This window comes from Microbacterium sp. NPDC058062 (assembly GCF_042885375.1).
Taxonomy (GTDB): Bacteria; Actinomycetota; Actinomycetes; order Actinomycetales; family Microbacteriaceae; genus Microbacterium; species Microbacterium trichothecenolyticum_C.
The window spans coordinates 279,745-291,530 of sequence record NZ_JBHVSC010000005.1 but is presented as its reverse complement, the minus strand read 5'-3'; the positions used below and the strand labels follow the sequence as shown (position 1 = coordinate 291,530).

Annotated in this window: 11 protein-coding genes and 1 tRNA gene; 3 read left to right on the top strand and 9 right to left on the bottom strand. The window is 71.0% G+C overall.

What is annotated here, in order from left to right:
* The first annotated feature begins 38 nt into the window (after positions 1 to 38).
* Positions 39 to 1,352, top strand: a complete 1,314-nt coding sequence (locus ACFVSU_RS17760; protein ID WP_387145948.1) for a winged helix-turn-helix domain-containing protein — start codon at positions 39 to 41, stop codon at positions 1,350 to 1,352.
* A 19-nt stretch (positions 1,353 to 1,371) separates the two neighbouring features.
* On the opposite strand, the gene ACFVSU_RS17755 is transcribed toward ACFVSU_RS17760, so the two are convergent.
* The 4 genes from ACFVSU_RS17755 to ACFVSU_RS17740 form a co-directional block, all read right to left on the bottom strand.
* Positions 1,372 to 2,466, bottom strand: coding sequence for a DNA glycosylase AlkZ-like family protein (locus ACFVSU_RS17755; RefSeq protein WP_387145945.1), 1,095 nt, complete (start codon positions 2,464 to 2,466; stop codon positions 1,372 to 1,374).
* Between the two features lie 37 nt (positions 2,467 to 2,503).
* Positions 2,504 to 3,070, bottom strand: a complete 567-nt coding sequence (locus ACFVSU_RS17750; RefSeq protein ID WP_310291997.1) for a LemA family protein — start codon at positions 3,068 to 3,070, stop codon at positions 2,504 to 2,506.
* A gap of 82 nt (positions 3,071 to 3,152) precedes the next feature.
* Positions 3,153 to 4,466, bottom strand: coding sequence for a D-arabinono-1,4-lactone oxidase (locus ACFVSU_RS17745; RefSeq protein ID WP_387145941.1), 1,314 nt, complete (start codon positions 4,464 to 4,466; stop codon positions 3,153 to 3,155).
* A complete protein-coding gene (locus tag ACFVSU_RS17740) occupies positions 4,463 to 5,692 on the bottom strand; it encodes an alanine racemase (protein WP_387145938.1) in 1,230 nt (409 codons plus the stop codon). The genes ACFVSU_RS17745 and ACFVSU_RS17740 overlap by 4 nt, the downstream gene beginning before the upstream one ends.
* 159 nt (positions 5,693 to 5,851) lie before the next feature.
* On the opposite strand from ACFVSU_RS17740, the gene ACFVSU_RS17735 reads away from it, so the two are divergent.
* Complete coding sequence (locus tag ACFVSU_RS17735) at positions 5,852 to 6,943, top strand: alpha/beta fold hydrolase (RefSeq protein WP_387145935.1); 1,092 nt, start codon at positions 5,852 to 5,854, stop codon at positions 6,941 to 6,943.
* Positions 6,944 to 7,073: 130 nt separating this feature from the next.
* The gene (locus ACFVSU_RS17730) at positions 7,074 to 7,907 is read left to right on the top strand and encodes a class I SAM-dependent methyltransferase (protein WP_387145932.1); all 834 of its coding nucleotides are present in this window, start codon (positions 7,074 to 7,076) and stop codon (positions 7,905 to 7,907) included.
* A 195-nt stretch (positions 7,908 to 8,102) separates the two neighbouring features.
* Here ACFVSU_RS17730 and ACFVSU_RS17725 read toward each other — a convergent pair whose 3' ends face one another.
* The 5 genes from ACFVSU_RS17725 to ACFVSU_RS17705 all read right to left on the bottom strand — a co-directional run bounded on the left by ACFVSU_RS17725 (position 8,103) and on the right by ACFVSU_RS17705 (position 11,750).
* Positions 8,103 to 8,267: a hypothetical protein gene (locus ACFVSU_RS17725; protein WP_387145929.1), complete on the bottom strand. Its 165-nt coding sequence runs from the start codon at positions 8,265 to 8,267 to the stop codon at positions 8,103 to 8,105.
* A gap of 70 nt (positions 8,268 to 8,337) precedes the next feature.
* Positions 8,338 to 8,410 (bottom strand) — tRNA-Leu (locus tag ACFVSU_RS17720).
* Positions 8,411 to 8,486: 76 nt separating this feature from the next.
* Positions 8,487 to 9,929 (bottom strand): NAD(P)/FAD-dependent oxidoreductase, encoded by a 1,443-nt coding sequence (locus ACFVSU_RS17715; RefSeq protein ID WP_375872757.1) that lies wholly within the window; start codon positions 9,927 to 9,929, stop codon positions 8,487 to 8,489.
* A gap of 34 nt (positions 9,930 to 9,963) precedes the next feature.
* A complete protein-coding gene (locus ACFVSU_RS17710) occupies positions 9,964 to 11,238 on the bottom strand; it encodes a S8 family serine peptidase (protein ID WP_387145926.1) in 1,275 nt (424 codons plus the stop codon).
* Positions 11,235 to 11,750, bottom strand: coding sequence for a DUF501 domain-containing protein (locus ACFVSU_RS17705; protein WP_387145923.1), 516 nt, complete (start codon positions 11,748 to 11,750; stop codon positions 11,235 to 11,237). The genes ACFVSU_RS17710 and ACFVSU_RS17705 overlap by 4 nt, the downstream gene beginning before the upstream one ends.
* Positions 11,751 to 11,786 lie beyond the last annotated feature (36 nt).

The window sequence follows — 11,786 nt, the reverse complement described above, 5'->3', positions numbered from 1 at the left end:
GCGGCGCGATGTCCGGACCCCGGGCTACGCTGGCGCGCGTGAAGTCCTCACTCAGCGCCGCAGAGGCGCGCCGCGTGGCTCTCGCCGCCCAGGGATTCGGGCGACCCCGGCCCACCGCCGCCGGCACCCGGCAGCTGAACGGTGCGCTCGCACGCATGGCGACGCTGCAGATCGACTCGGTCAACGTCTTCGCCCGCTCCCACTACATGCCGCTGTTCTCGCGGGTCGGCGCCTATGACACGGCCGCCCTCGACCGCCTGCTGTTCGCGCGGCGCTCACCCTACGTCGAGTACTGGGCCCACGTCGCGGCCTTCATCCCCGCAGAAGACTGGGGACTGTTCGATTTCCGCATGCAGGCCATGCGTGCGAAGTACGGCAGCAAGCCCGGCGGCTGGTTCGACGCGAACCGCGACATCGTGGACTGGGTGCGTGCCGAGCTCGCCGATCGCGGCCCTCTGCGCCCGGCTCAGATCGAACACGACGCCAAAGAGAGTGCGCGGGGTCCCTGGTGGGACTGGGACGTCGTCAAGCAGGCTCTCGAATACCTGTGGATGTTCGGCGAGGTGGCGATCGCCGGCCGCCGCGGCTTCGAGCGACGGTACGGTCTCGCCGAGCAGGTGATCCCCCGCCACGTGCTCGAGGCACCGGTCCCCCGTGACGAGGCCGTGCGTGAGCTCACGCGTCGCGCGGCGCGCGCCTACGGCGTCGCCACCGCCGCCGACATCGCCGACTATTGGCGCATCGCCGACCGCAAGGCCGTCACAGCGGCCCTGGACGACCTCGTCGACGCCGGCGAGCTGCACCCGATCACCGTCGAAGGGTGGACGACCGCCGGTCGCCCGGCCAGGGCGTGGCTGCACGCCGACGCCGTGGTGCCGCGCAAGATCGACGCCGCCGCGATCCTGACCCCGTTCGACCCCGTCGTGTGGTTCCGCGATCGTGCTGAGCGGCTCTTCGACTTCGAGTACCGCATCGAGATCTACACGCCCGCGCCGCGTCGCCGGTTCGGCTACTACTCGCTGCCGGTCCTCATCGGCGACGACATCGTCGGCCGCGTCGACCTGAAGGCCGACCGCGCCGCCTCGACACTGCTCGTGCAGTCCGCGTGGTGGGAGCACGGCGCCCCCGTCGATGCTGCGCCTCGTCTCGCCGACGAACTCCGGCTCGCCGCGTCCTGGCAAGGACTCGAGTCCCTCTCCGTCTCCCGCTGGGGCGATGCCACCGACGACCTCGCCCGGGTCCTGCCCGAGGCGACGCGCCACGATGCGGGTCCGGCCGAGCCGGTGCCGCTCGCCGCGGACGAGCCCGGGGCAGACGCGCGCGACCTCGATGTCGAGGAGCTCGCGGGCTGATCCGGCAACCCAGCGGGGTTCAGGCGCCCGGACCGACCACCTCGAGCCCGAGCCAGCGGGCGAGGTCCTGGATCTCGGCGTCCACGGACTCCCGGACCTGTTCGGTGAACGGCTCGTCCTCATGGACGGCATGCACGCGGAGCAGGCCCGCCTTGCGGTCGGCTTTGGCGTCGAGCTTTCCGACGAAGCGGTCGCCGTGAAGGATCGGCAGCGCGAAGTAGCCCCACCGCCGCTTCGCCGCCGGCTTGTACATCTCCAGCAGGTACTCGTAGCCGAAGAGCTCCTCGAGCCGGCGCCGATCGAACACGAGGCGGTCGAACGGCGACAGCAGAGCGGTGCGCCCTGCGAACCCGCCAGCAGCGGCCAGGGCGTCGGCGTCGACGCGCCAGACGCCGTCGACCCCGTCGACGATGGCCGCTTCGCCGATCTCACCGACGTCGATCGGTTCGAACGGCTGGGCGATTCCCTTCACCCGCGCGATCCCGAGGGACGCGAGCCGACGCTCTGCGCGCTCGCGGCCGGCGTCCTCGTCGGTCAGCTGTGGCACATCTCGCGGGTAGACGCGGTCGGCGACATCGAACAGGCGGCCACCGGCATCCCGCGACGACACGGCCACATCCCCGCACAGCACGAGCATCTCGAGAAGCTGCATCGAGTTGCGGTTGTTCGTCCAGCCGGACGAACGCCACGACACCTGCGCGGCATCGGGGATGTCGGCCGCCCGCAGCGGACCCTCGGCACGCAGTCGCGCGAGGACCTCACGCCGGAACACCTCGTTCGCCGCGAGCCACTCCCGCGCCTGCGCGGACTCGGGTCGACGCCGCATCTCGGGGATGAGAAGGGCGAGGTCGGTCATGGCTCGGTAGAACCCGCCCCACTCGAACACCGCGCGGTCCTCTTCGAACAGGCGCGTCAGGTCGGCCGGCTGATACGGCCACCCGAGCCTGCTCCACAGGATGAGGTCGGCACTGGGCGCGATCGCCGCGGTCGGCTCGATGTTCACCACCGTGAGCGCGTCGATGGTCTCGACGATGCCGGCCGGCCTCTCAGCCGTCAGCAGCTGTCCCCGCAACGCGATGCGCCGCGCCTCTTCGCGGCTCAGCCGATGGACCATGTCCCGACGCTATCGCCGGCGTCCGACGTCAGCCGCGTCAGAACTGGACGCGCGGAGGCTCCGAGATCGCCGCACCGTCGATCACTTCGAAGAACTCGCGCTCGTGGAAGCCCAGGTTGCGCGCGAACAGGTTGTTCGGGAAGACCTTGATCTTCGTGTTGAGCTCGCGGACGCCGCCGTTGTAGAACCGGCGCGAGGCCTGGATCTTGTCCTCCGTGTCGACGATCGACTGCTGCAGCTGCAGGAAGTTCTGGCTCGCCTGCAGCTGCGGATAGGCCTCGGCCACCGCGAACAGAGACTTCAGCGCCTGCTGCAGGTGTCCCTCGGCGACGCCGGCCTCAGCCGGACCCGACGCCGACAGCGTCTCGGCGCGCGCTCGCGTCACGTTCTCGAACACCGCCTTCTCGTGCGCGGCGTAGCCCTTCACCGCCTCGATGAGGTTCGGCAGCAGATCCGCACGACGCTTGAGCTGCACCGTGATGTCGCTCCACGCCTCATCCACCCGCACATTCAGCTGGACGAGCGAGTTGTACGTCGCCCAGAGATAGATGCCGATGATGACGACGAGCGCCACCACGATGAGGACCGGGATCAGCCATTCCATTGCCGAGGCTCCGTTCGATAGTGCCCTCATCCTACCGACGCGAAACCCCCTCGCATGTGGGGTTATCCCCGACTCTCAGCCGTTACCCACCGAGCACGCGATCGAGGTACGGGTTGCGGAACAGCCGCTGCGGGTCGAGACGGTCGCGCAGGGCGACGAAGTCGTCGAATCGGGGGTAGCGCGACCGCAGGGTGTCGGCGCCGAGGGTGTGCATCTTGCCCCAGTGCGGCCGACCGTCGAAGCCGAGCATGATCTCCTCGACCGCCTCGAAGTACTCGGTCGGGTCCTCGCGCCAGTAGCGGTGGACCGCGATGTACCCGGAGTCGCGTCCGTGAGCCGTCGACAGCCAGCGGTCGTCGGCGGCCGCCACCCGCACCTCGACCGGGAACCCGATCCGCCAGCCGCGGTCATCGATGAGTGCACGCATCGCCTCGAACGCGGGGCGCAGGTTCTCGACCGGCACCGCGTACTCCATCTCGCGGAACCGCACGGACCGGTTCGTCGCGAAGACGCGGGCCGAGGCATCCGTGAACTCCCGATTCCCCCAGATCTTCGCCGACAGCCGGTTGATCGGCGGCACGAGCGCCGGGATCGCCGCACCGGCCGCGCACGCGACCTGATGGACACCCGTGCCGACGAGCGTGTCGTCGATCCACTTGCCCACGGCGGGGAGAGGATGCCGCGGCGCGCTCTCGGGGAGCCGCGTGTTGGTCTTGGTCATCGCGCGGTCGGTGTGCGGGAACCAGTAGAACTCGAAGTGGTCGGCCGCCGCCGCGCGCTCGTCGAGGGCCCCGAGGACATCGTGGAGGTCCTCGGACTGCTCGACCGCGTGCAGCACGAAGGCGGGCACGCATTGGATCGTGACCTCGACGAGGATGCCGAGGGCACCGAGCCCGAGGGCCACTGCCGGCACGAGCTCGGGGTTCACGTCCTCGCTCACGGTGAACAGCTCGCCGGAGGCGGTCACGAGGGTGGCGCCGACGACCTGGCCCGCGATGCCGGTGAAGCGCTCCCCCGTGCCGTGCGTGCCGGTCGAGATCGCCCCCGCGATCGACTGGCGGTCGATGTCGCCGAGGTTCTCCATCGCGAGGCCGAACGGCGCGAGGAGCGCGGGGACCTCGTGCAGGCGCGTGCCCGCCAGAAGCGTCACCCGGGCACGGTCGACGTCGACCGAGACGAGCCCGCTGAGATCGCGGAGCTCGAGGAGCGCGCCGGGAGCCACCGCGATGCCGGTGAAGCTGTGGCCGGCGCCGACCGCCTTGATCGGCATGTGCTGCGCCGCCGCCGCGACGACGGCGCGCTGCACGGCCGCGACGGTGCGGGGGAACTCCAGGCGCTGCGGCCGCACCGACTCCGTGCGGCCCCAATTGCGCCACACGCCTCCGGGACGGGTCACAGGAACGCCTTACCCTCGCCGCGGTAGGTCGCCACCTCCCCCACCCTGGTGTCGCCGTCGACGAGGTGGTAGCGATCCACGCGCTCCGCGAGCTCGCCGCTCTTGGAATGGCGGAACCAGACACGGTCGCCCACCCGGAGATCGCGTGCCGCGTCGCCGCGCAGCGGCGTCTGCACCTCGCCGGCGCCCTCCCGGGGCGCCATGCGCAGGCCGCCGGGCCACACCGCCCGGGGCTGACGCGACTCGAGTGCCGGTCCGGAGGCGATCCATCCGCCCCCGAGCACGGTCGCGACGTCGGGGGCGGGCTTGCGCACCACTTCGAGCGCGAAGGCCGCGGCCGGCGCGGGATCGAACGCGCGGTAGCCGTCGAACAGGTGGCCGGCGAGCAGGCCGCTGCCGGCGGTGACCTCAGTGACGGCCTGATCGGATGCCGTGAGCTCGAGGGATCCGGTGCCGCCGCCGTTGACGAACTCGAGCGGGGCGATGTCGCGCAGCGACGCGACGATGGCGCCGCGCCGATCCAGGAGTTCGGCGGCAGAGCGGCGCTGCATCCAGCGGATCACGGCGTCGCCGGATCCGGTGGCATCGCCCTGACCGGCGATCTGGGCCTCGTACATCATGAGTCCCACGAGGCGGAATCCGGGGCGGGCGGCGATCGAGCGTGCGAGCGCGGCCACCTCCGCCGCCTCGTGCACGGGCGAACGGAGCACGCCGATGTGCCCGAGAGCCGGCGCCCGCCAAGAGGCGTCGGCGTCGATCGCCACGCGGATCTCGGGCCGCGCACCTGGCGCGGCGACGACGTCGACGAGGTCTAGCTGTGCCAGGTCGTCGACCATCAGTGTGATGCGCGACGCCGCGGTCTCGTCGGCGACAAGTGCGGCGATGGCGGCACGGTCGGCCGTCGGGTAGCCGAGCACGATGTCGTCCATCGTCTCGGCCAGCCACAGCGCCTCGGGGAGGGTGAACGCGAGGATGCCCTGGTAGCCGGGCAGGGCCAGAACGGCGTCCAGCACCTCGCGCACGCGGACCGATTTGCTGGCGACGCGGATCGGCACACCGCCGGCCCGCACCACGAGGTCGAGCGCGTTGTACCGCAGCGCCTCGGCGTTGATGGCGGCCACCGGGCCGCTCACGTCCGCCACGGCATGGCTCATGGCGTCCCAGTAGGACGCGGGGTGGTCCCACGGCTTCGTCGCCGTGGGCGTGGACAGAAGATCGAGACTCATACGGCTCGCTTCGGGTGCGTGCGCATCGCCCCAGCCTAGAGCGCTGGGAGCGGTTCCGATGACCGGCTGTGGAAGGTTGCCATCCGGCGCCTGGAACGGCTGATCGCAGCAGAACGTATCCTCCTATCCGTGCCGACGGGCGGCTCCTACACTGACTCCGTGAACACCGGCCGATCCGAGACCGTGCAGAACATCCGTTTCGCGCGTTCGGCCGACGGCACGGGCATCGCCTACGCGGTGCATGGATCGGGGCCGCCGCTCCTCATCGACGCCTGCTGGCTGAGCCACCTCCAGTTCGACTGGCAGAGCCCCGTCTGGCGTCACTACCTGGAGGGTCTCGGCGACATCGCGACGGTCATCAGGTACGACGAGCGCGGCCACGGCCTGTCCGACCGGCACGTCACCGACCACGGTCTCCAGGCGCGCGTCGCCGATCTGGAAGCAGTGGCCGACGATGCCGGCTTCGACCGGTTCGCCCTCCTCGCGATGGCGCAGGGCGGTCCGGTCGCACTCGAGTACGCCGCTCGCCACCCCGAGCGTCTCACGCGGCTCGTGTTCTACGGCAGCTACGCGGGTGCGCACACGGCCGCGACGCCGGAAGAGCTCGACATGTACGCGGCGTTCGAGGCGCTGATCAAGGTCGGGTGGGCGCGCCCCACCTCCGAGTTCCGGCGCGTCTTCAGCAGCATGATGATCCCCGGCGGCACCGAGGAGCAGATGCGGTGGCTCGACGACCTTCAGCGGGTCTCGGTCGACGCCGAGACGGCCATCAGCGCCCGGGCCGAGCGTCAGGTGACCGACGCGAGCGATCGCATGCGCGAGATCGATCTGCCGACACTGGTCATCCACAGCCGCGGTGACCAGATGAACGATTTCCACCACGCCCGAGAACTCGCGGCAGGGATTCGCGGAGCGCGCCTCGTGGCGCTCGACAGCAGCAATCACATCGTGCTCGAGGACGAACCGGCGTGGCCGCACTTCCTCAGCGAGATGACTGACTTCATCGCCCCCGACCGCGCCCTCGGCTCTGCCGATCCGGCCGCGGCCGTGCCGTCGGCCGTCCTCTCCCCGCGAGAGCTCGACATCCTCCGGCTCGCGGCGGCCGGGCACGACAACGAAGGCATCGCCGGCGAGCTCGTGCTGTCGGTGCGCACCGTCGAGCGGCACCTTCAGAACGCCTACGCGAAGCTCGGTCTGCAGGGTCGCGCGGCACGGACGGCTGCCGTCGCCCGACTCCTCTCCCAGGGCTGACGACTACGCGCCAGCCGCCACGGCTTCGTGCACCCACGCGCCGCGGTTGCGCGTCGGCGCCGATGCGGGCGGCGATGCCGGATTCCTACGGTGGTGCCATCACCCAACCCATCCGGGAGGAATCATGTCGATGTTCACCGCACACCACGCCATCACCGCGACCGAGGAGGACCGCGCACTGAAGACCAAGCACGCCGCCATGTGGGCGAGCGGCGACTACCCGGCGGTCGCCGACGAGGTCGTCGGCGCCCTCGGCGGGATCCTCGTCGAGGCGCTCGATGTGCGCGCCGGCGAGCGCGTGCTCGACGTCGCCGCCGGAACGGGCACGTCGGCGATTCCGGCCGCGCTGCGCGGGGCCGACGTCGTCGCGACCGACCTCACGCCGCGACTGCTGGACGTCGGGCGCGAATCAGCACCCGCGGACGTCGCCGTGCGCTGGCTCACGGCCGACGCCGAAGCGCTGCCGTTCGCGGACGCCGAGTTCGATGTCGTCATGTCGAGCATCGGGGTGATGTTCGCCCCGCACCACCAGCAGTCCGCCGACGAACTCCTCCGGGTGGCCCGACAGGGTGCACGCATCGGCGTGCTGAGCTGGACGCCCGACGGGTTCATCGGGCAGCTGTTCGCCGTCATGAAGCCGTACGCGCCGCCGGCGCCGGCCGGATCGTCTCCGGCACCGCTGTGGGGGCTCGCCGATCACGTCGCCACGCTCTTCGGTGATCGTGTCACCGGCCTTCTGGCCAGCCAGCAGGTGCTCCGCGTGGATCGCTTCGCCGACGGCGCGGAGTTCCGCGACTTCATGAAGGGGAACTACGGGCCGACCATCTCCGTCTACGCTTTCAACGCCGCGGACCCCGCCAAGGTGGCGGCGCTGGATGCGGACATCGCCGCACTCGGCGACCGCTTCCTCCGCCAGGGCGTGATGGAGTGGGAGTACCTGCTCGTCACCGCACGCCGGGCGTGAGGCACGGAGCAGGATGATGTTCGTTCCGTCTTTCGTGCCCACCGATGAACTCGCGCTCTCGCGCGAAGCGGCCGTCGCCCACGCTGTCAGGACCGCCCTCGAAGAAGGCCGTCTCACCCGGCCGCCGTCGGCGCTGCGCCGTCACACGGTCGCTGCGCTGCGTCGGATCGCGAGGCTCGTGAGGCGGAACCGGGATCAGTCCTTCGCCCTCGCGGCGCGCTCCTGCTCGACCTCGTCCTCGGCACCGTAGACCGCGATCGGCGGGGCACCCAGGAACAGCGCGGTGAACTTCCACCACCACCCGCTCTTCGAGGTGCTCGGGGCGGCCTCGCCCTGCCGGTCCGTGCTGTGCTCGTTCATGCCGGGACCCTTTCGCCGGTTTTGCCCAGGTTAGCGGGCCTTCTCGGTGAACGCGAGGGTCGGGCGGGAGTACCCCCGGTGGGATTCGAACCCACACTTGGGCGAGTTTAAGTCGCCTGCCTCTGCCGTTGGGCTACGGGGGCGGGTCGCGTGCCGCCGGGAACGCGAATGCCGCAGGCTCATCTTCTCAGACGAGCCTGCGGCATCCGGCGTTCGACGTCAGTTCGCGGCGACCTTCTCGGCGTCGGCCGCGGCCTTCGCCGGAGCCTTGCGCGCGGGCGCCTTCTTGGCCGGCGCGGCTGCGGGAGCAGCCTTGTCGGCGGGCGCCTCGACCGGCTGCGGCGGCCGCGGGCGCGCGGCGAACTCTTCGAAGACGTAGCGCGGGTTCTGGACGGTCGACAGGTTCACCATGTCGCGGCCGAGCCAGAAGTTGTTCCACCAGCCCCACAGGACGCGCCACTTGCGCTCCCACGACGGCATCGCCAGGCCGTGGTAGCCGCGGTGGGCGAGCCACGCGATCCAGCCCTTGAGGGCGATGTTGCCCGACTGGAACACGCCGACCCACAGTCCGAGGCCCGCGACGGCGCCCAGGTTCTTGTGGATGTACTGGCGGGGCACCTCGCCGCGGAGCACCGCGACCAGGTTCTTCGCGAGGAGCTTCGCCTGACGCACGGCGTGCTGGGCGTTGGGCACGCAGTAGCCGCCCACGCCGCCGCCCGTGAGGTCGGGCACAGCCGAGACGTCGCCGGCGGCCCAGGCGCCCTCGACGACCTCGTCCTCGGTGCCGACACGGAGGTCGGCGCGGGTGCGGATGCGACCGCGCTCCTCGACGGGCAGGTCGCCGCCGCGCACCACCGTCGGGTTCGCCATGACGCCGGCGGTCCAGATGATGAGGTCGCTCGGGATGGTCTCACCGGTCGACAGCTCGATGTTGCCGCCGACGGCGCCCGTCACCTGCGTGTCGAGGTGCACCGAGGCGCCGCGCTTCGCGAGGTTCTTGAGCACCCACTCGCTCGTCTTCAGCGAGACCTCGGGCATGATGCGCCCCATGGCCTCGATGAGGTGGAAGTGCGTGTCGTCGAAGGTCAGCTGCGGGTAGCTCTTGACCAGCGACGAGGCGAGCGAGCGGAGCTCGGCGAAGACCTCGATGCCGGCGAAGCCGCCGCCGACCACGACGACCGTCAGCAGACGGTCGCGCTCGGGACCGGCAGGCAGGGTCGACGCCTTGTCGAAGTTCGACATCAGCTTGTCGCGGATCGCGACGGCCTCTTCGATCGTCTTCAGGCCGATCGCGTTGTCGGCGATGCCGGGGATCGGGAAGGTGCGCGAGACGGCGCCCGCGGTGACGACGATCTGGTCGTACTCGAGCTCGTACGGCTCGCCAGCGATCGGAGTGATCGTGGCGACCTTGTTCGCGTGGTTGATGCCGGTCACCTTGGCGGCCACGACGTTCGTCTTCTTGAGGTGACGGCGCAGCGCGACGACCGAGTGGCGGGCCTCGATCGAGCCGGCGGCGACCTCGGGGAGGAACGGCTGGTACGTCATGTAGGGCAGCGGGTCGACGATCGTCACGTCCGCTTCACCCTTGCGCAGATGCTTCTCGAGCTTCCAGGCCGTGTAGAAGCCTGCGTATCCGCCACCGACGATGAGGATCTTGGGCACGGTGTTGGTCACGGTTTGGAGTACTCCTCCTGTGTCAGCGGCTCGGCGCGCGGGACGCCAATCGGATGCGTCGGACAGCAGCGGTGACGCCGAGCGCCACCAGTATAGCCGTCGCAGTGACCAGCAGGAGCGGGAGGGTGCCGTAGATGACGGTGTCCCGATCGGGAAGAAGCGGCGATGCGGCGCGCGTCGCAGGATCGGCGTCCGGCAGGGGCGGAACCTCCACGGGGGCGGTCGGCTCCTCCGGCAGCGGTGCGACCGGCGCCCGGCGGTACAGGCGCACCCAGTCCTCGAGACTGCCCATGGGGTTGGCGGTGACACTCGGGATGCTCGCGGTGACGGCGGCCGCGGCATCCACCAGTCCATAGCCGTACAGGACGTCCGGCACGGCCTTCGCGCCCGCTGCGGGGCGAGCCGTCTTGATGATGCGGTTGATCACGTTGTTCGCGTCGAGCTCGGGGTGCGCCGCCCGCACGAGCGCCGCGATCCCGGCGACGATGGGGGCCGCGCCGCTGGTGCCGTCCCACGAGACGAGCGTCGAATCGGCGGAGACCCCGACGAGCTCCTCGCTCGGCGCCGTGACCCCGATCGTGATGCCCTGCGTCGACGCCTCGACGCTGGCCTTGCCCGATCGGTCGACGCCGCCCACCGTCAGCACCCCCGGGATCGTCGCGGGTGCGCCGACGCGCGTCGTGCCACTCCCCCGGTTTCCCGCGGCGACGACGATGACGACGTCGTGCTCGAAGGCGTACAGGAAGGCGTCGTCCCAGCTCTCCGGCCAGTCCGGCACGTTCGTCGTGAGCGACATGTTGATGACGTCGGCGCCGTTGTCGACCGACCAGCGGATCGCGTCGGCGATCTGGTCGGAGAAGGGCCGCGGCGCCGAGGAGCCGAACGCGACCGACACCGACAGCAGCTGCGCCTCGGGCGCGACGCCGATCATCCCGCTGTCCGGGCCGGTGCCCCTGCCCGCGGCGAGCGAGGCGACCCAGCTGCCGTGGTCCTTGTCGACGGCGCCCACGGGCGTGCGCCCATCGGGTGAGCCGGCGCCCGAGACATCCGTTCCCCCGGCGACCGCACCGTCGAACGCGACGGGTCCGCGGCCGATCCCGGTGTCGATGACCGCGATCTTCACACCGGCGCCGCGCGTGGTCTCCCATGCCTTCTCGACGCCGTAGTCGGTGAGCCAGTACTCGGCGCTGCGCACCGGGTCGTCGGCAGGAGCCGCCTGCGCGGCCGCGGGGCCGGCCACGACGAGGGTCGTCGCGACGGCGGCCGCGGCGACGGCGGCGAGCAGGCGCCGGATCATCCGCCCGATCCCGGCTGCGCGCAGACGCAGCGCTCGGGCGACCACGACGACATGGCCAGTGCGCGGTCGCCGATCGGATTGACGCCCGGGCCGACGGCGAGGGCATGGCCGGCGAGCGCGTGCAGGCACTTCACACGGGTCGGCATGCCGCCCGCGGAGATCCCGGCGATCTCGTCGACCTCGCCGAACTGGGCGCGGTCCTGCAGATAGGCCTCGTGCGCACGCAGGTAAGCGGCGGCGACCTCCTCGTCGGCGAGCTCGTCCTGAAGCTCCCGCATGACGTGGTCGGCCTCGAGGCCCGACATGGCGGCCGTCGCGGCGGGGTGGGTGAGGTAGTAGAACGTCGGGAACGGCGTGCCGTCGGGAAGGCGCGGCGACGTCGCCACCACCGTGGGGTTGCCGCACACGCAGCGCGCGGCGATGCCGACGACGCCGCGCGCGGGACGACCGAGCTGTTCCTGGAGCACGGCGAGGTCGGCGTCGCTGACAGAGGGGTACGGCGGGGTCGTCACAGAGGTGCTCCTTGGTCGGGCCCAGGCTACCGGCGC